This is a genomic window from Klebsiella sp. Lac1 (assembly GCF_009825425.1).
GTDB lineage: Bacteria > Pseudomonadota > Gammaproteobacteria > Enterobacterales > Enterobacteriaceae > Klebsiella > Klebsiella electrica.
In genome coordinates, this window is sequence record NZ_VJZJ01000004.1 from 113,328 (window position 1) to 138,955 (window position 25,628).

The following is a 25,628-nucleotide window of genomic DNA, read 5'->3' on the forward strand; positions in this document are numbered from 1 at the left end:
GAGAGCAACCGGAAGCTTCAGGGCTTACGACCTTTGAAATACGCACACTCCGTGCGCGGGCCCGTGCCAGACAGCCATGACGACCGGATTATCCTCTCCGGCGAAAGGAGGAACGGCATGCCACTCCCCCTCAGGTAATTCCATATGCGCCACCTCAGCGGTGGCATTCACCGTCATTAACCAACGGCCAGACAGCAAAATTTGCAGACGCGCGGTGCCATGCTGCCATTCATCAGCAGTTAACGGTTGCGCATACTGGTTTAGCCAAACAACGTTATCATCCCCTTCCTGCCACCAGCGATTGCTGGTTAATGCCGGTATGCATCGACGCAGGTGAATAAGCGCAGCGGTAAATGCCGTCAGCCCGCTATTTGCCTGGTTCCAGTCAAGCCAGGTCAATGCGTTGTCCTGACAATAGGCGTTATTGTTGCCGTGCTGGCTATGACCATGCTCGTCACCCGCCAGCAGCATCGGCGTGCCCTGTGCCAGCAGCAGCGTCGAGAGCAGGGCATGAACGCTGTCCCGACGCCGTTCAAGCACATCAAGACTGCCTCCTGTTCCCTCTATACCATGATTGCTGCTGTAGTTATTGTTAGTCCCATCGCGATTCTCTTCACCATTCGCCTCATTATGCTTCTGATTGAAGCAAACGCAGTCGCGCAGGGTGAAACCATCGTGGGCGGTGATCAGATTCACCGCCGCAGCGGGCTGGCGACCGTTACGCGAAAAGAGATCGCTGGAGGCGGCAAAACGCCGGGCAAACTCGCCCAGCGACACGCTTTGCTGTAACCAGAAGCGCCTTGCGACATCGCGAAAATGGTCATTCCATTCGGCAAACAGCGGCGGGAAGTTCCCCACCTGATAGCCGCCGGCGCCAATATCCCAGGGTTCAGCAATCAGCTTCACCGCCGCCAGATGCGGATCGTTACGGATCGCTTCAAACAGCGGCGCATCCTGGCGAAATTCCGGCGTGCGTCCCATCACCGAGGCTAGATCAAAGCGAAAGCCATCGACATGGCACTCATCGACCCAAAACCGCAGACACTGGCGGGCATACTCCACCACGTTCGGCTGACTGAGATTGAGCGTATTGCCGCAGCCGGTCCAGTTGTAGTAATCCCCGTCTTCTCTGATCCAATAATAGTTACGGTTATCGATTCCGCGCAAAGAGAAGGTCGGCCCCTCAAGGTCAATTTCGGCGCTGTGGTTCAGCACTATGTCGAGGATCACTTCGATACCCGCCGCATGCAGCGCCTTTACCGCATCGCGAAACTCATCCAGCGCACGCGCAGGCTCGCTGGCATAGCGCGGATCGAGCGCGTACATCGCCATCGGGTTATAGCCCCAGTAGTTGCTTAATCCCATTCTCTGCAAGCGCGGTTCACTGGCAAACTGCGCCACCGGCATCAGCTCCAGCGCCGTAATGCCAAGGGTCCTGAAGTAATCGATCATCACCGGATGGCCCAGCGCTTTATAGGTGCCGCGAATAGACTCCGGCAACCCGGGATGCAGCCAGGTCAGCCCTTTCACATGGGCTTCATAGATAACCGTCTGGCCCCAGGGCGTTCCCGGCGGCGCATCATTCTGCCAGTTGTAATACAGATCCACCACCTGCGACTTTGGCGCAATCGCCGCGCTGTCGCGACGATCGGGAGAAAGATCGCCGCCGTGGAGGCGCTCATCATCGTGCAGTTCGCCCTCAACCCGATGACAGCACGGGTCGAGCAGCAGTTTGGCCGGATTAAAGCGGTGCCCCTGCGCCGGATCCCAAGGCCCATGCACGCGGTAGCCGTAGCGCAGACCCGGCCCGGCGGCAGGAAGCCAGCCGTGCCAGATATCGCCCGTGCGCGCGGGTAAATCGAACCGCTGCTCATTGCCTTGCGCATCAAACACGCAGAGCTCCACCCGTTCGGCATGGGCGGAAAAGAGCGTGAAGTTCACGCCCTTTCCGTCATAGCTTGCGCCCAACGGCGAGGGTTTTCCGGCCGCCAGTGTCGTCATTCTGCCTCCCGTACCAGCCAGACGGTCGCCAGCGGCGGTAGCGTAATTGAGAGAGAATGTTCCCGCCCGTGGCTGGCGATAGCCTCGCTTTCCACGATGCCGCCGTTACCGGTATTGCTACCGTGGTAGTGCATCGAGTCGGTATTCAGTTCTTCTCGCCAGCGTCCTGGCTGGTTAATCCCGAAACGATAGTCGTGGCGCGGCACCGGAGTGAAGTTGCTGGCAACGATGATTTCATTCCCGGCTTTATCGCGACGTACAAAGATAAAGACCGAGCGCTCGTGATCATCCACCACCAGCCATTCAAAGCCGTAGGGGTCAAAATCCAGCTCGTGCAGCGCTTTATGGTGACGATAGGTATGGTTCAGATCGCGAACCAGACGCTGGACGCCGTGATGCCAGTTATCGCCGCCTTCCAGCAGATGCCAGTCCAGGCTGCCGTCGTGGTTCCACTCCCGCCCCTGGGCAAATTCATTGCCCATAAACAGCAGTTTTTTCCCCGGGAAGGCAAACATCCAGCCGTAGTAGGCGCGCAGGTTGGCAAACTTCTGCCAGGCATCGCCGGGCATCCGGTCAAGAATCGATTTTTTGCCGTGAACCACTTCATCATGTGACAGCGGCAGCACGAAGTTTTCGGTGTAGTTGTAGAGCATCCCGAAGGTCATCTTGTCGTGATGATGACGACGATAGATGGGATCGAGCTTCATGTAGTCGAGGGTGTCATGCATCCAGCCGAGGTTCCATTTGAACCAGAAGCCAAGACCGCCCGTCGAAGAAGGTCGTGAAACCCCGGCGAAGTCGGTAGACTCCTCGGCCATCGTGATTGCCCCCGGCGTCTGTTCGCCGAGCACGCGGTTGGTATTACGCAGGAACTCAATCGCTTCGAGGTTTTCCCGACCGCCGTACTCATTGGGCACCCACTCGCCCTCCTTGCGGCTGTAGTCGCGGTAGATCATTGACGCGACCGCATCCACCCGCAGAGCGTCGATACCAAAACGCTCAATCCAGTACAGCGCGTTCCCGACCAGGAAGTTGCTGACTTCACGGCGACCGTAGTTGTAGATCAGCGTATTCCAGTCCTGGTGATAACCTTCTCGCGGATCGCTGTGTTCATACAACGCGGTGCCGTCAAACGATGCCAGCGCAAAGTCATCCGACGGGAAATGGCCCGGCACCCAGTCGAGGATCACGTTCAGACCCGCGGCATGGGCGGCGTTCAGGAAGTAGCGGAAGTCTTCACGAGTACCGAAGCGGCGGGTCGGCGCGTACAGGCCGGTCGGCTGATAGCCCCAGCTGCCGTCGAACGGATGTTCGTTTACCGGCAGCAGCTCCAGATGGGTGAAGCCCATCCACTTCGCGTAGGGCACCAGTTGATCGGCCAGTTCGCGGTAGCTTAACCAGAAGTTGTTATCGGTATGGCGGCGCCAGGAACCCAGATGGACTTCATAAATCGAAATCGGCGCATCAAACTGATTGGCCTGCTTGCGGGACTCCGGCTGTTCGACCTTTTCCGGCAGACTACAGATAAGCGATGCGCTTTCCGGGCGCATCTGCGCTTCAAAGGCATAAGGGTCGGACTTCACACGCAGGTGGCCGTGGGCGTCAATCAGCTCAAATTTATACAGCTGGCCGTTATGCGCGCCGGGCACAAACAGCTCCCAGATGCCGGACTCTTTGCGCAGGCGCATCGGATGACGGCGGCCATCCCAGTAGTTGAACTGCCCGACCACGGAAACCCGGCGGGCGTTTGGCGCCCAGACAGAAAAGCGCGTACCGGTGACGCCGTCCATCGTGTCGGCGTGCGCTCCCAGCGTTTCATAAGGCCGTAGATGAGTCCCTTCCGACAGCAGCCAGACATCAAGATCCTGCAGCAGCGGCCCAAAGCGATAAGGGTCGTCAATCAGGTTTTGCTGGTCGTGCCAGGTGACCGCCAGCTGGTAACGAAAAGTATTTTTGCGACGCGGCAGAACGCCGCTGAAGAATCCGCGTGAGTCGAGGCATTCGAGTTTGCCGACTTTGCGCCCGGTTTTCGGTTCAATAACCCAGACATCGGTGGCATCGGGTAATAATGCGCGTACTTCCAGCCCGGCAGCGGTTTGATGCATACCCAGTACGGAAAAGGGATCCGCAAAATGGCCGGAGATAAGCGCATTAATCACGTCTCTATCGATACGATTAGACATGGTTTCATCCTGTTGTAAGTGTCGCCCTTTCCTGTAGCTGACGACTTTTTTTGACCTGAACGGTGCAGCACACCGTGCTTTCTCCTGCTCCGTCCCACCTTCAGGTAAGGCAACGTTATCGTTCCTTACTTAAAGCATAGCCAAGGCTGTCTTACCTCCGTTGGAAAAAATCTAACATCCGCGTTTACTCCTTGTATTACGCAAAAAAAAGGAGGTGTAAGACACCCCCTTTTTGTTCATCCAGTTATCAAGCCAGCTGGCGCAGCATGCGTCGCAGCGGCTCGGCGGCGCCCCACAGGAGCTGGTCACCGACGGTGAAAGCCGACAGGTATTCCGGCCCCATATTCAGCTTACGCAAACGGCCCACTGGCGTGGTCAGGGTGCCGGTAACGGCAGCCGGGGTCAGTTCACGCATCGTAATATCACGATCGTTTGGTACCACTTTGGCCCACGGGTTGTGTGCGGCCAGCAGTTCTTCAACGGTCGGGACAGAGACATCTTTTTTCAGTTTGATGGTAAATGCCTGGCTGTGGCAACGCAGCGCGCCAACGCGGACGCACAGACCATCGACCGGAATAACGGACGAGGTGGCCAGAATTTTGTTGGTCTCAGCCTGACCTTTCCACTCTTCACGGCTCTGGCCGTTGTCCAGCTGCTTGTCGATCCAGGGGATCAGGCTGCCTGCCAGCGGCACACCAAAGTTATCCACCGCCAGATCGCCGCTGCGGGTCAGCGCCGTCACTTTGCGTTCGATATCCAGAATGGCGGATGCCGGGTTCGCCAGCTCAGTCGCCACGTGGCTATGCAGCTGGCCCATCTGAGTCAGCAGCTCGCGCATGTGACGCGCCCCGCCGCCGGATGCCGCCTGGTAAGTGGCCACGCTAACCCACTCCACGAGATCCTGGGCAAACAGGCCGCCGAGGGACATCAGCATCAGGCTGACGGTACAGTTGCCGCCAACAAACGTTTTCACGCCGTTATTCAGGCCAGCGGTAATCACGTCCTGGTTTACCGGATCAAGAATAATGATGGCGTAGTCTTTCATGCGCAGCGAAGAAGCGGCATCAATCCAGTACCCCTGCCAGCCGCTCTCACGCAGCTTCGGATAAACGTCGTTGGTATAATCCCCGCCCTGGCAGGTCACAATAATGTCCAGTGCCTTCAGCGCGTCCAGGTCAAAGGCATCCTGAAGCGTACCGCCGGTGCTGCCACCAAAGGATGGAGCCGGCTGCCCCAGCTGAGAGGTGGAGAAAAAAACAGGGCGAATGGCGTCGAAGTCGCGCTCTTCAACCATGCGTTGCATGAGTACAGAGCCGACCATTCCGCGCCAGCCGATAAAACCAACATTTTTCATAACGTATTTCCTGGGAGATGTGTGCTGTTTGTGCCTAGCCAGTTTCCTGCTGGATCATCTCTCACATTACAAAATGCTGCTAAAGTCGCAAGTGAAATTAATCAATGATTGCACGGCAATCAGAAAAGCAACTTATTGAACGCAGCTTCTGTCGGTATCAGTCTCCAGAAAAACCTCGAAGATTATCGGGGGAATTGCCTCAGGAAGGGAATATTTTCCGCCGCTTTTTTATTGATCTGGATTATGGTTCTGCGCAGAAATTTAGCGATATCGCGCCGGGGAGGAAAGCGGAGGAAATCAGGCCTGATGCGGCCTTACGAGGCGTAATCCTTTTGTCTTATCGCTCAGCAGAGAGGGATTTTGCCGGTATCAGGCGGGTGATATGCCCGGCCTCGCGTCGCTCGGCCGGGCAATCTTTCGCCGTTTAGCTTAACAGCGTAAACGCGATCATACCAACGATGGCACCGGTGGTGCCGAGGATAGTTTCCATCATCGTCCAGGTTTTCAGCGTCTGCGCTTCGCTGGCGCCGGTAAATTTCCCGAACAGCCAGAAACCCGCATCGTTGACGTGGCTCACTACGATGGAACCGCCCGCGATACAGATGGAGAGCGCCGCCATCTGCGCGCCACTGTAGTTCAGCTGCTCGATGACCGGCATCACCAGCCCGACGGCGGTTAAGCAGGCGACGGTTGCAGAACCCTGGATAATACGTACCGCGGCCGCCAGCACGAAGCAGGTAATAGCGACAGGCAGACCCATGCCCGTCAGCGCTTCGCCGAGCGCCGGCCCCACGCCGGAGTCAACCAGCACCTGTTTGAACACGCCGCCGGCGCCGATAACCAGCAGGATAATCCCCGCAGGCTGCAGCGCATGACCGCAGATCTCCATCACCCGATCTTTCGCCATCCCCTGACGTACCGCCAGGCCATAGATAGCCACCAGACAGGCTATCAGAATCGCGGTGAACGGATGGCCGATAAACTCAAACCATTCGTAAGCGCTGGAGCCAACCGGCACAAAGCGCGCGGCAATTGTTTTCAGCCCCACCAGCACCAGCGGCAGGAGAATCAGCGACAGGCTAAAGGCAAAGGACGGCATCTTGCCTTCACCGAGGCTTGGTTCGCTAATATCGTCAGGAATATGCAGCTCAACGTAGCGGCTGATGAAGTTGCCCCACAGCGGCCCGGCGATAATCATGCCTGGAATCGCCGCGCACAGGCCAATCAGGATCATCCAGCCAAAATCAGCGTGCATTTGCGATGCCAGCAGCATCGGCGCAGGTCCGGGCAGCAGGAACGCCGCCGCGGCCGCCACGCCCGCAAACAGCGGGATAACCAGTTTCACCAGGTTAGTACCGGTATGGCGCGCCATGGAGAAGGCCACGCTGATCAGCAGCACGATCGCCACTTCGAAAAACAGCGGCAGCGCACAGATAAGACCGGCGAGGCCAATCGCGTAATGGGCGCGGCTGTGGCCGAAAGATTTCAACATCTTCACGGCAATCTGATCGACAGCGCCGGTTTCATGCAGGATCTTGCCGAACATCGCCCCGAGTGCCACGACGATCGCCAGGAAGCCCAGCGTCCCACCCATCCCTTTTTCCATCGTCGCCGCGATTTTATCCAGCGGCATTCCGGAAAAGAGACCCGCGCCAATAGAAACCACCATCAAAGCCACGAAAGCATGCATACGCGCCTTCATGACTAAAAACAGCAGCAGCAAAACGGAGCCAACTGCTGTTAAAACAAGCGTTAATGTACTCACTAGTTACTGCCTTTGTTGATCACCTCAATGGTGCTCGCGACCACGCCTTCCAGCGATTGATCAATATCGACGATTAAAACGTCGCCTTCGTCTGCGCCAGGTTCCTGCAGCGTTTCAAACTGGGTCACCAGCATCTGGGTTTTAAAGAAATGGCCTTTACGCGCCTTCAGACGGCTTTCGATCAGGTCAAAATCGCCTTTCAGGTAGACGAAAGAGAGATTCGGGTTGCCCTTGCGGAGAATATCGCGATAGCTCTTTTTCAGTGCGGAACAGACGATCAGCGAGACTTTATTTGTACGCTGCATGGCAAAAGCGGCGTCGTTCAGCGCCTGCAGCCACGGCGTACGGTCATCGTCGTTTAACGGCTCGCCGGAGGCCATCTTGTTGATGTTGCTACGCGGATGCAGAAAGTCACCATCGAGAAACGCGGCATGCAGCTGATGCGCCACTTCGCTGGCGACAGCGGATTTACCACTGCCGGAAACGCCCATCAGGACATAGACGTGGTGATCATGGTTAGTCGTGCTCAAAGCTTCCTCCCACTGGACACATATACGAAGCCGTACTGGCTGCAAGAATACAGCGTGAAGGCTCGTATGCAGATTGATTGTTACGGGTAACTGTTATCGGTAACATTGTCATGCCGGATTTAGGGATAAGCAATCACCATTCGTGCCAGAAATGAATATGTGTGATCTACTTCAAACTTGTCAGTCTAAATTGATCCGCCCGGTGACAATGTGAAACCTAAATCTAACATCTTAGGCGTCACAACTTCACCCCGAATGCGGGCCAGCAGCCGCTCGGCACCAATGCGCCCCATTCGCTCGCGCGGAGTCAGCACGCTGGCCAGTCGCGGCTCCATCACCTGACCAATATCATGGCCGTGGAAACCGGCTATCGCCATATCGTGCGGAATTTTCAATCCCAGGCGCTGGCACTCAAAGGCGGCGCCGACCGCAAGGTCATCGTTGGTACAGAAGATGCCATCGAGCTGCGGATATTCGCGACGCGCCTGGCGCATCAGCTCAATCCCTGACGAATAGGATGAAGATTGTTCAACCATCACGCTATACGGCGTCATGCCGGCATCGCGCATCGCCTGTTCGTATCCCTTTTGCTTGATGATAGTACGTTCATCGAGGCGCGCCCCCAGATACGCCACGTGGCGATGGCCGCGGGCAATAATCGCTGCGGTCATCTGGCGCGCGGCATCGAAGTTATCAAAACCGACGGCGATATCGAGGCACGGCGACTGGCTGTCCATCAGTTCCACCACCGGGATACCGGCAACTTCGATCATTTTCAGCGTGCGAGGAGTATGGGTACGTTCGGTGAGAATCAGGCCATCAATGTTCCATGAGAGCATGGATTCAAGACGCTTTTCTTCCATTTCCGGCTTATAGCCATAGTGCGCCAGCATCGTCTGGTAACCGAAGGCATCGGTGACGCTTTCAATTCCGCGCAGCACTTCCGAGAAGACCTGGTTGGTTAACGAAGGCAGCAGCACGCCAATGGCGCGACTGGTGGCATTAGAGAGGATATCAGGCGCACGATTGGGGATATAACCCAGTTCATCGAGAGCAGCGGCAATCTTGCCACGCAGGGCCTCGGAAACCTGTTCCGGGTTACGTAAAAAGCGACTGACCGTCATTTTGGTCACGCCGACAAGATCGGCTACATCCTGAAGTACGGGTCTTTTCTTTTTCATCGTCCTGACTGTGATTCCTGACTGTGATAACGGGGAGACATTTTCTCAGTTTATCACGGACAAAGCGCAACCTTCCCAAACATCCGGGAAGGTTGCGCAATTTATTTAAACATCTTCAGAACCGCATCAGACCGGCGGCAGATCGAACAGCAGGATCTCACTATCGCTGTCGGCGTGAACCGAAATCGCCTGCTCGTCCCAAATCGCCAGGCCATCGCTGGTGGTCGCTTTGGTACCGTTAATCGTCACTTCGCCTTTCACCACCTGGATCCACACGCGGCGTTCCGCGGCAATCTGATGCACCGACTGTTCATCTTTCAGCAGCGCCCAGCGGTACAGTTCCATATCCTGGTGCACTTTTAGTGAACCGTCACGGGCATCCGGCGACAGCACCAGCTGTTTGCCCTGCAGAGCATCAAAGCGACGCTGTTCGTAGCGCGGAGTGATGCCGTTTTCTTCCGGCATAATCCAGATCTGGTACAGATGCAGTTTTTCCGTGTTGCTTGGGTTGTACTCGGAGTGACGAATCCCGGTACCGGCGCTCATGATCTGGAACTCGCCCGCCGGAACCTGCTCTTTGTTACCCATGCTATCCTGGTGCTCCACCACCCCTTCCAGCACGTAGGTCAGGATTTCCATATCTTTGTGCGGATGGGTACCGAAGCCCTGGCCGGCATCAATCACGTCATCGTTAATCACGCGCAGCGCTGAGAAGCCCATAAAGTTCGGATCATAATAGTTCGCGAAAGAGAAAGTATGCCAGGAATCCAGCCAGCCATGGTTAGCGTGACCGCGTTCGTTAGCTTTGCGTAAGTAGATCATGTTGCACCCCCGTATGTTTTCGATGGAGTCAGTGTGGACTCAATCCACTCACGATCATAGAGGGTGAAAATTGACTCCTCTGTTCAAAAAATATGAACAATTGCAGAGGAGCCAGGAGGGCTTATTTATCGAGGGTTATTGTGGCCGGAGAGGGCTGTTCAAACCCGCGTCCGAGGATCTCCATATTCGTGAGAACGTCAGATTCCTTGACGTAATTTGGCTGACCGTTAACGAGGGTTTCATGCAGCGCATCATAGACCCGCCCATAGTCGCCGGTTTCAAGCGGGATCTCTTCCCGCACGGTTTCACCCGCCTCATTGACGTACTCCAGCAGGCCAAACGTATCGTCCGCGCCGAATCCCGGCTCACCCGGCATAATATTGGCTTTCAGGCTGGTTTCCTGCCGATCGATACCGTATTTGATAAATGAGCCTTTATGGCCGTGGACGATAAACTTCGGATACGGCAGCTTCACCAGGTAGCTGGTTTTGACAATCGCCTTCAGGTCGCCGTAGAACAGCTGGGCTTCAAACGTATCGTCCGGGTTGGCTTTGTTACGCAGGCTGCGGATGTCATAGGTCACGCGGTCCGGGCGGCCAAATAACGAAATAATCTGATCCATCGTATGCACGCCAAGACCGTAGAATGCGCCATCCTGCGGCACTCCGGGCTGCGTTTCTGCGACCGGGCGATAGAGGTCAAAATGGCTCTCAACCTCCACGATCTCGCCCAGTTTGCCGCTCTCAATCACCTTTTTCATCGTCAGGAAACAGGAATCAAAGCGGCGGTTCTGGTATGGCGTCACGGTCAACCCCCGGCTTTTCGCCAGCGCAAACAGCGCTTTCGCCTCGGCTAACGTCGAGGTAAACGGTTTTTCTACCAGCACATTTTTACCGGCCTCTAGCGCGCGCTTTGCATACTCAAAATGGCTATCCGCATGGGTACAGACAATGACCAGCTTCACCTGCGGATCATTGAGCACCTCATCAAGTTCACTGGTGAAATGGATATGTGAGTACTGCGGCGCTTGCTCCTGCGGCTTCGCGCTACGACGATAGATATGCGCGACGTGCCAGTGGTCTTTACGGTGCAGAACATACGGAAGGTGGTAGCGGGTAGTGCTTTTGCCAAATCCAATAAATGCGCAGTGCAGAGTCATAACGCCGTCCTGTGTTGAGGTTTCTGCTGCTAACCATAGCGCACCCCGGCGATGAACTTAACGCCTGACCTATTCAGGATGGTGGAAACGGCCGGCAAAAAAGCAAAAAAAAGCCAGCGCGTGGCTGGCTAAAGTAATACTGGAAGCAATGTGAGCAATGTCGTGCTTTCAGGCTTTCCGCAAGGGTCTCCCTGAATGCAGGACAATAATAATCATTCTCATTCGCACTTGTCTACCTCTTTTTGCAAAAATTAGGCATTGACGCATTTTTTAAAGTCAGGGATGTTTAAAAGACTCATAAAGTAGATCAAGACCGCGATGCCGCGGCACAGGAGAAGAGGAATGAGTGATATCGTGATACGCCACGCTGAACCGCGTGATGCAGAACCTTTACGCCAGCTTACTGCGCATCCGGAGGTCTATCACGACACGCTACAGCTACCTCATCCCTCGATGGAAATGTGGCAGGAACGCCTGCTACCGAAACCCGGTAGCCGTCATCTGGTCGCCACTGTCGACGAACAGGTGGTGGGCCACCTCAGGCTAAGCGTCGAGCCCAGCCCTCGTCGCAGCCACGTAGCGACCTTCGGTGTGAGCGTTGCGGCGCAGGCGCGCGGTCGTGGCGTCGGCAGCGCGCTGATGCGCGAGATGGTTAATCTGTGTGATAACTGGCTACGCGTCGATCGCATTGAGTTAACCGTGTTTACAGACAACCCCTCCGCGATAGCGCTTTACCGCAAATTTGGCTTTATTGTGGAAGGGACCGGTAAGAGATTCGCCCTGCGCAACGGCGAGTATGTGGATGCGCATTTTATGGCGCGCCTCAAGTAAGCGCTAAGTATTGCCCGGCGGCGCAACGCTTGCCGGGCCTGAGACCCCGCATCATCCTGTAGGCCGGGTAAGGCGTCAGCCGCCACCCGGCATTTTATCCGCAGCTTCCCGCCATCTCCTGCGCTACCGGCCCATCGATAAGCCGGAGGAGGGTAAATACCCCCGTTCAGCCCATCGGGGATTTGCCCGGCGGTGCAACGCTTGCCGGGAGACCCCGCATCATCCTGTAGGCCGGGCAAACGCAGTGCCGCCCGGCAAATAAATCAGTACCCTGCCGTCAAATCACCGGGCGAGCGCGGATCGGAGGCGCCATACAGCGTCCCGTCCGGGCCCACCATAATGCTCTGGGTACTGCCCATCGCCTCTTTCAACGCCACTTTCTGCCCTTTCTGCTCCAGCAGCTTCAGCGTATCCGGGCTGAACCCCTTCTCCACCCGCAGCTCATCCGGCAGCCACTGATGATGGAAGCGCGGCGCATTGGTGGCTTCCGCCACGTTCATACCGAAATCGATGGTGTTGACCACCATCTGCAGTACGGTGGTAATGATACGGCTACCGCCCGGGCTGCCGGTCACCAGCCAGGTTTTCCCCTCTTTCACCACAATAGTCGGCGACATCGACGACAGCGGACGCTTTTTCGGCCCGACGGCGTTGGCATCGCCGCCCACCAGCCCGTAGACATTGGGCACGCCCGGTTTCGCCGAGAAGTCATCCATCTGGTTGTTCAGCAGGATCCCGGAACTCCCCGCCACAATACCGGTCCCGAAGGTGGTATTCAGCGTATAGGTCACCGCCACCGCGTTACCCTCTTTATCCACCACTGAGAAATGGGTGGTCTGGTTACTTTCATACGGCGCCAGTTTACCCGGACGAATCTGGCTCGAAGGTTTGGCTTTGTTGATATCAATCTGTTCAGCAATCGATTTGGCGTAGGCTTTGTTGGTCAGCGCCTGCCACGGCACTTTGACGAAGTCCGGATCGCCGAGATACTCCGAGCGGTCGGCATAGGCATGTTTTTCAGCTTCCGCCATCACCTGCATGGCGTCTGCGCTGCCGAAGCCATATTTATGCATGTCGAAATTTTCGAGGATATTGAGGATCTGTACGATGTGGATCCCTCCGGACGAAGGCGGTGGCATCGAAAACACCTGATAACCGCGATATTCGCCGCTTATCGGCGTACGCTCGACCGCCTTATAGCCGGCAAGATCGGCTTTGGTGATAAGCCCACCGTTTTTGCGCATTTCATCGGCAATCTGCTCGGCAATCGCCCCTTTATAGAACGCATCCGGACCGTGCTCCGCGATCAGCTCAAGGCTTTTGCCCAGCTGTTTTTGCACCAGCTTGTCGCCTTTCTGCAACGGCTCGCCGTTTTTCCAGAAGATGGCTTTACTGTTCGGGTGGCTGGGGATGACTTCGCTCCCGTAGGTCTTCAGATCGTCGGCCAACGCATCGTTCACCGTAAAGCCCTCTTCCGCCAGCTTAATCGCCGGACGGATCACCTTGTTCAGCGGCATAGTGCCGTATTTTTCCAGCGCTAATGAGAAGCCCGCTACGGTACCCGGCGTACCAGAGGCCAGATGTGAAGTGAGCGATTTTTTGCTATCCGGGTTGCCCTGATCGTCAAGGAACATATCGCGGGTGGCCTGCTCAGGCGCCATTTCGCGAAAATCAATTGCCGTCGTTTTACCGTCTTTGGTGCGCAGCATCATAAACCCGCCGCCGCCAATATTACCGGCCTGCGGATGCGTGACCGCCAGCGCATAGCCCACGGCCACCGCGGCATCGACCGCGTTGCCGCCCTGGCGCAAAATATCCACCCCGACACGGGTCGCCATCGCATCCACCGAGGCAACCATCCCCTGCCGGGCACGAACCGGGTGAAAGACATCTTCTTCTACACCATAAGAAACGGGCGGCGGGGCGGGATTTGCCGCGGCGGTAAAACTTCCGCCGGCCAGCAAAGCAGCGATGACCACCTGACGCCATGAACGTGTGTTTATCATTGTCTGACTCCTGAAGTATTTTTCCCCGCTTAAGCCTGGCTGATAAGTCCTAAAAAATCATTGTTATGCTGAAAAGGAGATACACTTAAGTGATCCCACGCAGGGAGGAGAGAACCATGAAAGCACTGTTATTTCTGGCGGCGCTGATGCCGCTGAGCGTTCTGGCGCAGCCGCTCAATACGGACAACAACCCCAACCAGCCGGGGTACGTCATCCCCAGCCAGCAGCGGATGCAAAATCAGATGCAGGTCCAACAGCAGCAACAGCAAAGCATGTTGAAGCAGGATATGCAGAACCAGGCGCGCGCCCAGCAGCAGCAACTCCAGACGCAGCTCAACAACAACCAGCAGCGGGTCATCCAGAGCGGTAATTTGAATTCGTCACAGCAGATGTTGCCGAATACCAACGGAGGGATGTTACAGCGGCAGACGACGCCATAGCGGTCGTCTGCCGGCGGATCAGGCCTGGAAGTCAGGACCGATGACATCAATGGCATCGGTACAAATGCAGTCCACGCCCCAGCGCAACAGCTCAGCCGCCCGCTGGGGTTTATTGACGGTATAGACGAGAATGTGCAGACCCGCGGCTTTCAGGCTTGCCACTCGCGGCTCATCCAGCAGTTGATGGTTAAGGTGGATCGAAACGCACCCCAGCCGCGTGGTCAACTCGCGCCAGTCCTCGCGCCACTCATCCAGCAGCAGCCCGCGCGGCAGCTCGGGTACCGCCTGCTGCGCCGCCTCCAGCGCGTCAATTTCAAACGATGAGAGCAGCGGCGGCGTCATGCCCTGCCACAGCTCACGAGCCGCCAGCGCCACCGCTTTCCCGGTGAGCGGCCCGGTGCCGGTCGTCGGTTTAATCTCGATATTCGCCATCATGCCGTGCTGACGACAACGATCGGCAACCTCGGCCAGCAGCGGCAGCGGTTCGCCTTTGAATTCATGGCTATACCAGCTGCCGGCATCGGCTTTCAGCAGTTCGCTCCAGGCCAGCTCGCCGGCGACGCCCCAGCCGTTGCTGGTGCGCTCAAGGTTGTCATCGTGCAGCAAAAAAATCTGTCCGTCTTTCGACAGCTTGGCGTCAAACTCGATCATCGTATGCCCGAAACGGGCGCCGACATCGATGGCCGCCAGCGTATTTTCCGGCGCCAGTTTCCCGCCGCCACGATGGGCGACGATGTGAGGATAAGGCCAGTGGCTCATGCGCGTTGTCCTGTTTCACCATCAAAGAGGTGCAGATGATCCTCGGGCAGATGCAGCCACAGCGTGCTGCCTGCCGGCGGACGCTGCTGATGCGGCAGCCTGACCACCAGTTTCTGCTCGCCCCAGCGACCGTGGGCAAGGTTATCGGCACCTAAAATTTCCAGCGTATCCATCACCAGCGGTACGCCACCTTCCGCCTGGGAGCTTAATGCAAAATGCTCCGGGCGGATACCTAACGTCATCTTACGCCCGGCATGGCGGCGATGCTCGCCATTCATCGGTAAACGCAGACCGCCTTCCAGTTCAAAACGACGACCATCTTCACTGATGCGCCCGTCCAGCAGGTTCATCGCCGGACTGCCAATAAAGCTCGCCACAAAGCGACTGGCCGGTTTCTCGTACACCTCGACCGGGGTGCCAATTTGTTCGGCAATGCCTTTGTTCATCACCATCACCCGCTGGGCAAGCGTCATCGCCTCCACCTGGTCATGCGTGACGTACAACGAGGTGGTTTTCAGACGACGATGCAGCTGCTGGAGTTCAAGACGCATCTGGACGCGCAGCTTGGCATCGAGGTTCGACAGCGGTTCATCAAACAGAAAGACCGCCGGGTCGCGCACGATGGCGCGTCCCATTGCCACACGCTGGCGCTGACCGCCGGAGAGCTCGCGCGGACGGCGCTTGAGCAGGCCATCCAGCTCCAGAATACGTGCCGCTTCCTGCACCCGTTCGTCGATCAGGCCTTTGCCCATACCGCGTATTTTTAGCCCCCAGGCCATGTTCTCTTCCACGCTCATGTGCGGGTAAAGCGCGTAGTTCTGAAACACCATCGCGATCCCGCGATCCTTCGGTTCCATCTCGGTCACGCGCTGGCGGTTAATCCAGATATCGCCGCTGGTCACCCGTTCAAGCCCGGCCACCATGCGCAGCAGCGTTGATTTGCCGCAGCCGGATGGCCCGACCATGACGATGAACTCGCCGTCGGCGACATCCAGCGTCAGCGGTTGAATCACCTGGGTTTTGCCATCCCAGCTTTTGGTTACAGCTTGTAGTTTTAAACCTGCCATAAAAGGTTGTATTCCTTAATTGTTCATGAACGTCGCTGGCGGCTATTTTTGCTCGGGGCAAGGCGCAAACGTCGCAGTTTGGTGGGCCCAAATAAGACGCGAGTAACGCGGTACCGGGCAAAAATGGCCCTAGCCCTTCGGGACGCGTGCCGAAACCGCGTACTCTGCGTTGTCGGATTTGGACATAGGCCCACTATGTCCATCATCCTCCGCCTTGATTACGCGGTTTCGGCTCAGCGTCGACGCCACGAATAATCAAGGGATACAACCTACTTCTCACTGTCCACTAAACCACGCACAAACGCACGCTGCATGGCTAAAACGATAACAACCGGGGGAATCAACGTCAGCAGCATCGCGGCCATCACCTGGTTCCACTGCGTGGTGCCTTCTCCGATGGCGATCATGCCTTTGATACCCGCCACTGCGGTGCCAAGATTCACATCCTGAATAATCAGCAGCGGCCACAGATACTGGTTCCAGCCGTAGATAAAGGTGATAACAAACAGGGCCGCAAGATTGGTTTTCGACAGCGGCAGCACGATGTCGCGGAAAAAGCGCATCGGTGAGGCGCCGTCGATACGCGCCGCTTCAATCAGCTCGTCCGGCAGCGTCATAAAGAACTGGCGGAACAGGAAGGTGGCGGTCGCCGAGGCCATCAGCGGCAGCGTCAGCCCGGCATAGCTGTCGAGCATCTTCAGGTTCGCGATGACTTCCACGGTGGGAAAGATACGTACCTCAACCGGCAGCATCAGGGTAATAAAAATCATCCAGAAGAACAGGTTACGCAGTGGGAAACGGAACCAGACGATGGCGAACGCGGAGAGCATCGAGACCACGATTTTCCCGACCGTGATACCGAAGGCCATGATGAAGCTGTTCAGCATCATCAGCCAGAATGGCGCGCTGTTCGCACCAACGCCCTGGGTCCAGATAGTCGCCATATTTTCCAGCAGATGGCCGCCGGGAATCAGCGTCATCGGCGTCTCAAAAACGGCTTTGTTATCCAGCGTCGCGGCAACAAACGCGACATACAGCGGGAACAGGATGACGGCGATCCCCACAATCAGCATGATGTGGCTGAAAATCGTCAGCCCGCGACGGTTCTCAATCATTGGTAGCGCACCTTACTTTCGACGTAGCGGAACTGAACGACTGTCAGCACAATCACCAGCAACATCAGAACTACCGACTGGGCGGCGGACGCCGACAGATCGAGCCCGGCGAAACCTTCGCGATAGATCTTATAAATCAAGGTCGTGGTCGCCTGTACCGGGCCGCCACCGGTGGCGGCATCGATCACCGGGAAGGTATCGAAGAAGGCGTAGACCAGGTTGACCACCAGCAGGAAGAAGCTGACCGGCGCAATCAACGGCAGCGCCAGTTTAAAGAAGCGGCGAATCGGCCCAGCGCCGTCAATGGCGGCCGCTTCGACCAGCGAGCGCGGGATCGACTGTAATGCGGCGAAGAAAAACAAAAAGTTATAGCTTATCTGCTTCCACACCGAGGCAAAGACCACCAGGAACATCGCCTGGCCGCTGTTTTGCGCATGGTTCCAGTCGTAGCCCATCTCGCCGAGGAAATGGGTTATCAGTCCACGGCCGGGGTTAAAGAGGAAAATCCATAATACCGCCGCCACCGCTGGCGCCACGGCATAGGGCAGCAGCATCAGGGTTTGATAAAAGCGGCTGCCGCGCACGACATAATCCACCAGCGCAGCAAAGAACAGAGAAATAATCAGCCCGCTGAAGGTCACCATGCTACTGAACTTGATAGTGGTCCAGAATGAGTCCAGATAGTACGGGTCGTGGAACAGGGTCACGAAGTTGTCCAGGCCAACGAACTGGCTGGAAAGGCCAAAAGGATCAACGCTTTGTAGCGAATACCACAGCGCTTCGCCCGCGGGCCAGATAAAGAAAATAATCGTGATAATCAGCTGCGGCGCGACCAGCACATAAGGCAGCCAGCGCGAGCGGAATACCGGACGGGATGATGACATAGATGGACTCTTTTCCAGACATCGCCGGGTGGCAACTGCGCTCACCCGACCTACATATGACACGTCGTAGGCCCGGTGGATGAAGCGCCACCGGGCATTGCTATTACGATTTAGTGGATTGCTCGAAGCGGCGCAGCAGCTGGTTACCACGTTCAACCGCTGAATCCAGCGCCTGTTTTGGCGTCTTCTTCCCGGTCCACACGCTTTCCAGTTCCTCATCCACAATGGTGCGGATCTGCGGCATATTGCCCAGACGCAGGCCTTTGGTGAACGGCAACGGCGGCTTGTTCAACATCTGACGAGTGGCAATATCCGCGCCCGGGTTCTTATCGTAGAAGCCCTGCTGACGGGTCAGGTCATAAGCGGCGGTGGTAATCGGCAGATAGCCGGTTTTCTGATGCCATTCCGCGGCGATTTCCGGTTTAGCGAGGAATTCGAGGAATTTCGCCACGCCGGTGTAAGTCTCTTTATCTTTACCCTGCATCGCCCACAGGCTGGCCCCGCCGATAATGGCGTTCTGCGGCGCGCCCTTCACGTCGGCGTCGTATGGCATCATCCCCACGCCATAATTGAACTTCGCGTACTGGCGAATATCGGCCAGCGAGCCGGAAGAGGCGGTGGTTATCGCGCAGTCACCGTTATAGAACTTCTCGGTAGACTCATCTTTACGCCCGAAGTAGCTGAAGTCGCCCTTCTTGTTCATCGCTTCCAGCATGGCGATATGTTTGATCTGCTCCGGCTTGTTGAACTCCAGAACCGCATCGGTACCGTCAAAGCCGTTGTTTTTGGTTGCCACCGGCAGACCATGCCAGGCGCTGAAGTTTTCAATCTGAATCCAGCCCTGCTAGCCGCTGGCGTAACCGCATTTCATTCCGGCGGCTTTCAGCTTATCGGTATAGGCAGCCAGCTCCTGCCAGGTTTTCGGCGGCTGATCCGGGTTTAAGCCGGCTTTTTTGAAGGCATCTTTGTTGTAGTACAGCACCGGCGTGGAGCTGTTAAACGGCTGGGAGAGCAGATGGCCGCTTTTGGAATCGGTGTAGTAGCCGGAAACGGTCGGGACGAACTGCGACTCATCAAACTTGATACCCGCATCGCTGAACACCTGATACACCGGTTTAATGGCTTTGGAAGCCATCATTGTCGCGGTACCCACTTCATAAACCTGCAGGATAGCCGGCGCGTTACCGGTACGGAACGCCGCAATGCCGGCGCTCAGGCTCTGTTCATAGTTACCTTTGTACACCGGCGTAATTTTATAATCCGGATTGGCCGCGTTGAAACGTTGCGCCAGAGAATCAACTTCTTTACCCAACTCCCCTTCCATTGAATGCCAGAACGGAATATTGGTCACTGCCAGCGCCTGACCGGCACATGCCAGGCTGAGCGCCAGTCCTAAAGCTGTATGTCGTAACGATATCATCGGTTATCTCTCTTGTTGTTCCAGATGCGCGATTTCACGCGTTTTATGTTCGCGGGGGTAACATGACATGCTCGAATTACAGAAAAATAACTCTTTTATTACAAAAAAAAGATAGTAACGCGTCAGAGAGATGGCAAGACGATGAAGGATTGGAGACAGGAAAGTGGGCGCTGAGGCACATACAGGGGATAATTCCCGGCCAGCGGCGTCAACACTCCGTTCTGGCTAAGGAATATCCCGGCCGGGCGGCCGGGAATAAGAGCGAGGAGATTAGCCTCCCAGATAGGCGCTACGCACCGCCTCGTTCGCCAACAGCGCATCGCCGGTGTCTTCCAGCACCACGTGACCGTTTTCCAGCACATAGCCGCGGTCAGCCAGCTTCAGCGCCTGGTTAGCGTTCTGCTCGACAAGGAAGATAGTCATCCCCTGCTCGCGCAGCTGTTCGATGGTGTTGAAAATCTGCTGAATGATGATCGGCGCCAGTCCCAGAGAAGGCTCATCAAGCAGCAGCAGGCGCGGCTGGCTCATCAGCGCCCGACCAATCGCCAGCATCTGCTGCTCGCCGCCGGACATGGTGCCCGCGCGCTGAATTCGACGTTCCAGCAGACGCGGAAACAGTTCGTAGACCCACTTAATACGGGTCTGGAACTGGTCTCGATCGGCAAAAAAACCGCCCATCGCCAGATTCTCTTCCACCGTCATGCGCGAAAAGACCCGCCGCCCTTCCGGAACAATCGCCACCGCTTCGCGCATGATTTTTGCGGTCTGCCAGTCGGTGATATCTTTACCATCAAAGACCACTTTCCCGCTGGAAGCTCGCGGATCGCCGCACAGGGTGCCCAGCAGCGTGGTTTTCCCCGCGCCGTTGGCGCCAATCAGGGTCACAATTTCCCCCTGATTAATATGCAGACTGACGTTATGCAGCGCCTGAATCTTGCCGTAGTGGGCGCTTACGTTGTCAAAAGATAACATCACTTTTTCCATACTTATGCCTCACCAAGATATGCGCGGATCACGTCCGGGTTATTGCGGATCTCTTCCGGCGTACCGTTAGCCAACGGCGTGCCCTGGTTTACCACATAAATACGATCGGAAATGCCCATCACCAGCTTCATATCATGCTCAATCAGCAGGATGGTGGTGTTGTGATGACTGCGCAGCTCGGCGATCAGCTCGTCCAGCTCTTTGGTCTCTTTCGGGTTCAGACCCGCAGCGGGTTCATCGAGCATCAGGATTTCCGGCTGGGTGACCATGCAGCGGGCAATCTCCAGACGCCGCTGGTCGCCATAGGCCAGGTTGCTCGCCTGACGGTTCGCATGCTCCAGCAGGCCGATGCGCTCAAGCCAGGTCGCGGCGCGATCCAGCGCTTCGCTCTGCGCACGGCGGAATGACGGAGTTTTCAACAGCCCGGAGAAGACCCCGGTTTTCAGCTGCTGATGTTGCGCCACCAGCAGGTTTTCAATCACCGTCATTTCGCGGAACAGACGCACGTGCTGGAAGGTACGAACAACGCCCATCCGGGCGATCTGCTGACCCGGCAGCCCTTCCAGGTGCTGATCGCGCAGCATGATGGTCCCGCCGGTCGGCTTGTAAAAACCGGTCAGGCAGTTGAAGACCGTGGTTTTCCCGGCGCCGTTAGGGCCTATCAGCGACACGATCTCCTGCGGGCGCAGCTCCAGCGACACGTTGTTGACCGCCAGCAGGCCGCCAAAGCGCATCATCAGGCCGCTGACGGATAATAATGGCTGACTCATGCCTGCTCTCCTTTCGCCTGACCTTTTTTCAGCTTCAGCTGCGGACGCGTCATCGGCAGCAGACCCTGCGGACGCCAGATCATCATCAGTACCATCAACCCGCCGAGCATCAGCATGCTGTATTCGTTGAAATCACGCATCAGCTCGCGCGATACCACCAGCAGCACCGCGGCGAGAATGACCGCAAACTGCGATCCCATCCCGCCCAGAACCACAATCGCCAGCACGAAAGCCGACTCGGCAAAGGTGAAGGATTCCGGGCTGACAAAGCCCTGGCGCGCGGCGAACAGCGTACCGGCAAAACCGGCAAACGCGGCGCTGATGGTAAAGGCGGTCAGCTTGATGCGCGTCGGGCTCAGGCCCAGAGAACGGCAGGCGATTTCGTCTTCACGCAACGCCTCCCATGCCCTGCCCAGCGGCATACGCAGCAGGCGGTTGATCACAAACAGCGACAGCACAACCAGCAGCAGCGCCACCAGGTAGAGGAAAATAACCCGATCGCCCGGGTCGTACTTCAGGCCGAAGAAGTTACTGAAAGTATCCCAGCCGCCTTCGCGGGCGCTGCGGCTAAACTCAAGGCCAAACAGCGTCGGTTTAGGGATCTGGCTGATGCCGTTGGGGCCGCCGGTGATGTCGGTGTTATTAAGCAGCAAGATACGCACGATTTCGCCGAAGCCAAGCGTGACGATCGCCAGATAGTCGCCGCGCAGACGCAACACCGGGAACCCCAGCAGGAAGCCCGCGGCTGCAGACACCAGCCCGGCCAGCGGCAGACAGGTCCAGAAGCCAAGACCGTAATAGTGGTTCAGCAGCGCAAAGGTGTAGGCGCCGATGGCGTAGAAGCCGCCATAGCCCAGCACCAGCAGGCCGGACAGCCCCACCACCACGTTAAGCCCAAGGCCGAGAATGATATAGATCATAGTCAGCGTGGCGATATCCACCGTCCCGCGCGACACCATGAACGGCCACGCCACGGCGATGACCAGCAGCGCCATCAGGAACAGCTTCTGCTTGACCGTCGAACCGTCGATGGCCGGCATAATAAACTTCGGCCCGGAGACGTTTTTCAGGGTTTTCTGGAACAACGGACGCATCAGCTGGAAGAAGAAGACCACCGCGGTGCCGATGAAGATCCACTGCCAGCGGATATCGGCTGCGGTATCGACAACCAGTTTGGTGCCGTCGAGCTCCAGCTGCACGCCCATAAACACACCGGCGAGGACAAAGAACATCGCCGCTGACAGCAGCGACATAGCAATATGCATCGGTTTCATACTTTCTCGACCTCCGGGCGGCCCAGAATGCCGGTAGGCATCACCAACAGCACCAGAATCAACAGGGCAAAGGAGACAACGTCTTTATATTCCGTGCTGAGGTAGGCGGACGAGAGCGCTTCGGCAATGCCCAGAATCAGGCCACCGATCATCGCGCCAGGAATGCTGCCGATACCGCCCAGTACCGCTGCGGTAAAGGCTTTCATCCCGGCCATAAAGCCGATATACGGGTTGATGACGCCGTAAAACTGGCCCAGCAGCACGCCCGCTACCGCCGCCATCGCCGCGCCGATAACAAACGTCAACGCAATCACCCGGTCGGTATTGATACCGAGCAGGCTCGCCATTTTGAGATCTTCTGCGCAGGCGCGGCAGGCGCGGCCCATGCGTGAATAGCGGATAAACAGCGTCAGTGCCAGCATCGCAACAAAAGTCACGACCCAAATCACCAGTTGCATTGTGGTCACGGTGGCGGCGAAGTTTTCGCTGCTGCCGATAATCCACTGGCCATTAAACAGACTCGGCAGCGCGATATCGCGCGAACCTTCCGTCAGGCTGACATAGTTTTGCAGGAAGATGGACATCCCGATGGCGGAGATCAGCGCAATCAGGCGCTTGGAGCTGCGCACCGGTCGATAGGCCACGCGCTCAATGCTCCAGCCGTAGGCGCTGGCGATAATAATCGCCCCGATAAACCCGGCGGCCACCAGCAGCCAGCTGGTATCAATCCCCATCATCATGAGGGCGGCGATGATCATGAAGGAGACGTAGCTGCCAATCATGTATACCTCGCCGTGGGCGAAGTTAATCATGCCGATAATGCCGTACACCATCGTATAGCCGATGGCGATCAGCGCATAGGTACTGCCCAGCGTGACGCCGTTAAACATCTGCTGCAGAAAGTAGAGAAACTGCTCGGACATAAGGTAACCTTTTTCATGCCGCCCGCTTCACACGGGCGGTGGGATAACGCATCTTATTTTGCGACAGAGGATGATCCATCCGCATGCCACTGGAAGACACCAAACTCAAATCCCTTCAAATCGCCTTTTTCGTCCCAATTCAGCGGCCCAATCACGGTTTTCGCCCCGTGAGCTTTCAGATCTTTGATTAAGTCCAGCGGCTCCTGGCTGCTGCTTCTGTCCATCGCCTGCGCCAATGACTGCACGGCAGCGTAGGTGATCCAGACATATGGACCGCTCGGATCTTTTTTCTCTGCTTTCAGCGCGTCAACGATAGCGCTGTTGGCCGGATCCTGGTCATAACGTTTCGGCATTGTTACCAGCATGCCTTCCGCCGCTGCGCCGGCAATATTCGACAGCGATGCGTTGCCGACGCCTTCAGGCCCCATGAAGACAGTTTTCAGCCCTACGGAGCGTGCCTGACGCAGCATCTGCCCCATTTCAGGGTAGTAGCCGCCGTAATAAACGAAGTCGATATTTTCTTTTTTCAGACGTGCCAGCAGCGCGGAGAAATCTTTCTCCCCGGCGGTGATGCCATCAAAGAAGACGATATTCGCCTTGCCTTTCTTCAGGCTCTCCTGGACGGAGCGCGCCAGACCTTCGCCATACTGCTGTTTGTCATGAAGGATGGCGATACGCTGCGGTTTCACTTTTTCGAGGATGTATTTGGCGGCGGTCGGCCCCTGTGCGGAGTCCAGGCCAGCGGTACGCATGATGTACTGATAGCCACGTTGGGTCAGTTCCGGGTTCGTCGCACCCGGAGAGATCATCAGAATGCCTTCGTCTTCATAGATATCGGAGGCAGGCTGGGTAGAAGAGGAACACAGATGGCCGATGACGTACTTGATGCCTTCATTCACAATTTTGTTGGCGACCGCCACGGCCTGTTTCGGGTCGCAGGCATCGTCGAACTCAACGCCAACCAGCTTATCGCCTTTAATGCCGCCCTGCGCGTTAATGTCTTTAATGGCCTGCCGCGCGCCGTTGAACTCCATGTCGCCCCACTGAGCTACCGGGCCGGACATCGCGCCAACGACGGCAACTTTAATATCCTTAGCCATGACCGCGTGCGACATCGTCAGTGCAACGAATCCCGCAATAATGGTTTTTGCGTTCCTTTTCATGCTTCAGAACCCCGTTCGTGATGTGGTGTAAATATTTTGTATTTTTATGGTTAAAAAGCATTCTGTGCTTTTATTAAACAACGCTACTTTTACCATTATCTTTAATGGTTTAGCGATGTTTTTTGCCTGAATTTAGATTAAAATCTCTATTTTTCAGGCGATTAAGCAAATATAATATTCTGTATTCAAGCGAAGATAAACAAAAAAAGTCCTCTTCACAGCATAAAATAACGATACATAAGGCGGAATAAAACGCTACATATTAGGCTAAAATCCTGCTTATTTTTCGATCCGTGACGTATTGCTCTACTCTGAACTCGCCAGAAGAACGAATCCCCTAATGAACGGATAAAAAACAGCGCCCTGCAGACAGCAAATTTGGGTACACTGCCCTATTCGTTCTGACTGGACTTGTCGCGCATGAAACTGACCATTATTCGATTACCGCTTTTCAGCGATCAGGATCGCATCGACTTAGGGAAAATCTGGCCGTCGCAGGATCCCGACGCGATCCCTCTGGACGATCATCACCGACTTTACGCCGCCCGTTTTAACGAACGTCTGCTGGGCGCCGTGCGCGTCACGCTGCACGGCAATGAAGGCGAGCTCAGCGCGCTGTGCGTACGCGAAGTCACCCGTCGGCGCGGCGTCGGGCAATATTTAGTCGAAGAAGTGTTGCGCAATAATCCGGAAATCAGCCGCTGGCAGGTCAGCGATGCGGGGGTGGAAGATAACGCGGTGATGTCCGCCTTTATGCAGGCGCTGGGCTTTAGCGCCCGACAGAATGGCTGGGAAAGGTCGCTCCGCTAAACGCCTTACCCAGGCTACCTCCGACCGTAGCCCCGGTAAGCGCAGCGCCACCGGGGAAATCCCGGGTTACGGCGTCAACGCCTTACCCGGACAACCTCCGACCGTATCCCCGGTAAGGGCAGCGCCACCGGGGAAATCCCGGGTTACGGCGTCAACGCCTTACCCGGGCTACCTCTGACCGTAGACC

At 56.5% G+C, this 25,628-nt stretch carries 22 protein-coding genes and 1 pseudogene; 4 read left to right on the plus strand and 19 right to left on the minus strand.

Translation table 11 applies throughout. The features are described 5' to 3' along the window. Positions 1-24: 24 nt before the first annotated feature. The 3 genes from glgX to asd all read right to left on the minus strand — a co-directional run bounded on the left by glgX (position 25) and on the right by asd (position 5,538). On the minus strand, positions 25-2,001 hold the full coding sequence (gene glgX, locus FNY10_RS23070) for a glycogen debranching protein GlgX (RefSeq protein WP_131049153.1): 1,977 nt from the start codon (positions 1,999-2,001) through the stop codon (positions 25-27). Further along, positions 1,998-4,184, minus strand: coding sequence for a 1,4-alpha-glucan branching enzyme (glgB, locus tag FNY10_RS23075; RefSeq protein WP_131049154.1), 2,187 nt, complete (start codon positions 4,182-4,184; stop codon positions 1,998-2,000). The genes glgX and glgB overlap by 4 nt, the downstream gene beginning before the upstream one ends. 247 nt (positions 4,185-4,431) lie before the next feature. Next, entirely contained in the window at positions 4,432-5,538 is a 1,107-nt protein-coding gene (gene asd, locus FNY10_RS23080; protein ID WP_160704283.1) for an aspartate-semialdehyde dehydrogenase, read from the minus strand. Positions 5,539-5,642: 104 nt separating this feature from the next. Between asd and FNY10_RS26675 the strand changes: the two genes are divergently transcribed. Further along, complete coding sequence (locus FNY10_RS26675) at positions 5,643-5,966, plus strand: hypothetical protein (protein ID WP_202395449.1); 324 nt, start codon at positions 5,643-5,645, stop codon at positions 5,964-5,966. Here FNY10_RS26675 and gntU read toward each other — a convergent pair. The 5 genes from gntU to FNY10_RS23110 all read right to left on the minus strand — a co-directional run bounded on the left by gntU (position 5,963) and on the right by FNY10_RS23110 (position 10,995). Beyond that, the gene (gene gntU / locus FNY10_RS23090; protein ID WP_100684467.1) at positions 5,963-7,303 is read right to left on the minus strand and encodes a gluconate transporter; all 1,341 of its coding nucleotides are present in this window, start codon (positions 7,301-7,303) and stop codon (positions 5,963-5,965) included. The genes FNY10_RS26675 and gntU overlap by 4 nt on opposite strands. Next, positions 7,303-7,833 carry a gluconokinase gene (gene gntK, locus FNY10_RS23095; RefSeq protein ID WP_004868532.1) on the minus strand — a complete coding sequence of 177 codons (531 nt, stop codon included), beginning with the start codon at positions 7,831-7,833 and terminating at the stop codon, positions 7,303-7,305. The genes gntU and gntK overlap by 1 nt, the downstream gene beginning before the upstream one ends. Positions 7,834-8,018: 185 nt before the next feature. Further along, on the minus strand, positions 8,019-9,014 hold the full coding sequence (gene gntR, locus FNY10_RS23100; RefSeq protein WP_100684468.1) for a gluconate operon transcriptional repressor GntR: 996 nt from the start codon (positions 9,012-9,014) through the stop codon (positions 8,019-8,021). Positions 9,015-9,140: 126 nt separating this feature from the next. Continuing rightward, positions 9,141-9,836: a quercetin 2,3-dioxygenase gene (gene yhhW / locus FNY10_RS23105; protein WP_160704281.1), complete on the minus strand. Its 696-nt coding sequence runs from the start codon at positions 9,834-9,836 to the stop codon at positions 9,141-9,143. 121 nt (positions 9,837-9,957) lie between these two features. Beyond that, positions 9,958-10,995 carry an oxidoreductase gene (locus FNY10_RS23110; RefSeq protein WP_131049155.1) on the minus strand — a complete coding sequence of 346 codons (1,038 nt, stop codon included), beginning with the start codon at positions 10,993-10,995 and terminating at the stop codon, positions 9,958-9,960. Between the two features lie 342 nt (positions 10,996-11,337). On the opposite strand from FNY10_RS23110, the gene yhhY reads away from it, so the two are divergent. Further along, positions 11,338-11,826, plus strand: coding sequence for an N-acetyltransferase (gene yhhY, locus FNY10_RS23115; RefSeq protein WP_100684471.1), 489 nt, complete (start codon positions 11,338-11,340; stop codon positions 11,824-11,826). A gap of 263 nt (positions 11,827-12,089) precedes the next feature. On the opposite strand, the gene ggt is transcribed toward yhhY, so the two are convergent. Further along, positions 12,090-13,832 carry a gamma-glutamyltransferase gene (gene ggt / locus FNY10_RS23120; protein ID WP_160704279.1) on the minus strand — a complete coding sequence of 581 codons (1,743 nt, stop codon included), beginning with the start codon at positions 13,830-13,832 and terminating at the stop codon, positions 12,090-12,092. Positions 13,833-13,948: 116 nt separating this feature from the next. On the opposite strand from ggt, the gene FNY10_RS23125 reads away from it, so the two are divergent. After that, complete coding sequence (locus FNY10_RS23125; protein ID WP_100684473.1) at positions 13,949-14,272, plus strand: DUF2756 family protein; 324 nt, start codon at positions 13,949-13,951, stop codon at positions 14,270-14,272. Between the two features lie 18 nt (positions 14,273-14,290). Here the strand turns inward: FNY10_RS23125 and ugpQ are convergent, their stop codons facing one another. The 10 genes and pseudogenes from ugpQ to livK form a co-directional block, all read right to left on the minus strand. Next, the gene (gene ugpQ, locus FNY10_RS23130) at positions 14,291-15,031 is read right to left on the minus strand and encodes a glycerophosphodiester phosphodiesterase (RefSeq protein WP_100684474.1); all 741 of its coding nucleotides are present in this window, start codon (positions 15,029-15,031) and stop codon (positions 14,291-14,293) included. Beyond that, entirely contained in the window at positions 15,028-16,098 is a 1,071-nt protein-coding gene (locus tag FNY10_RS23135) for a sn-glycerol-3-phosphate import ATP-binding protein UgpC (protein WP_100684475.1), read from the minus strand. Before FNY10_RS23135 ends, ugpQ begins: the two co-directional genes overlap by 4 nt. A gap of 269 nt (positions 16,099-16,367) precedes the next feature. Continuing rightward, positions 16,368-17,213: a sn-glycerol-3-phosphate ABC transporter permease UgpE gene (gene ugpE / locus FNY10_RS23140; RefSeq protein WP_100684476.1), complete on the minus strand. Its 846-nt coding sequence runs from the start codon at positions 17,211-17,213 to the stop codon at positions 16,368-16,370. Further along, positions 17,210-18,097, minus strand: coding sequence for a sn-glycerol-3-phosphate ABC transporter permease UgpA (ugpA, locus tag FNY10_RS23145; protein WP_131049159.1), 888 nt, complete (start codon positions 18,095-18,097; stop codon positions 17,210-17,212). Before ugpA ends, ugpE begins: the two co-directional genes overlap by 4 nt. Before the next feature lie 103 nt (positions 18,098-18,200). Beyond that, a pseudogene (gene ugpB, locus FNY10_RS23150) lies at positions 18,201-19,517 on the minus strand (sn-glycerol-3-phosphate ABC transporter substrate-binding protein UgpB). Positions 19,518-19,787: 270 nt separating this feature from the next. Then, positions 19,788-20,501, minus strand: coding sequence for a high-affinity branched-chain amino acid ABC transporter ATP-binding protein LivF (gene livF, locus FNY10_RS23155; RefSeq protein ID WP_004868545.1), 714 nt, complete (start codon positions 20,499-20,501; stop codon positions 19,788-19,790). Positions 20,502-20,503: 2 nt separating this feature from the next. Next, a complete protein-coding gene (livG, locus tag FNY10_RS23160) occupies positions 20,504-21,271 on the minus strand; it encodes a high-affinity branched-chain amino acid ABC transporter ATP-binding protein LivG (protein WP_032690417.1) in 768 nt (255 codons plus the stop codon). After that, on the minus strand, positions 21,268-22,545 hold the full coding sequence (gene livM / locus FNY10_RS23165; protein ID WP_131049160.1) for a branched chain amino acid ABC transporter permease LivM: 1,278 nt from the start codon (positions 22,543-22,545) through the stop codon (positions 21,268-21,270). Before livM ends, livG begins: the two co-directional genes overlap by 4 nt. Further along, the gene (gene livH, locus FNY10_RS23170; protein WP_004868550.1) at positions 22,542-23,468 is read right to left on the minus strand and encodes a high-affinity branched-chain amino acid ABC transporter permease LivH; all 927 of its coding nucleotides are present in this window, start codon (positions 23,466-23,468) and stop codon (positions 22,542-22,544) included. Before livH ends, livM begins: the two co-directional genes overlap by 4 nt. A 53-nt stretch (positions 23,469-23,521) precedes the next feature. Beyond that, positions 23,522-24,631: a high-affinity branched-chain amino acid ABC transporter substrate-binding protein LivK gene (livK, locus tag FNY10_RS23175; protein WP_100684480.1), complete on the minus strand. Its 1,110-nt coding sequence runs from the start codon at positions 24,629-24,631 to the stop codon at positions 23,522-23,524. A gap of 420 nt (positions 24,632-25,051) precedes the next feature. Here livK and panM point away from each other — a divergent pair, with 420 nt between their 5' ends. Continuing rightward, positions 25,052-25,441: an aspartate 1-decarboxylase autocleavage activator PanM gene (gene panM, locus FNY10_RS23180; RefSeq protein ID WP_131049162.1), complete on the plus strand. Its 390-nt coding sequence runs from the start codon at positions 25,052-25,054 to the stop codon at positions 25,439-25,441. Positions 25,442-25,628 lie beyond the last annotated feature (187 nt).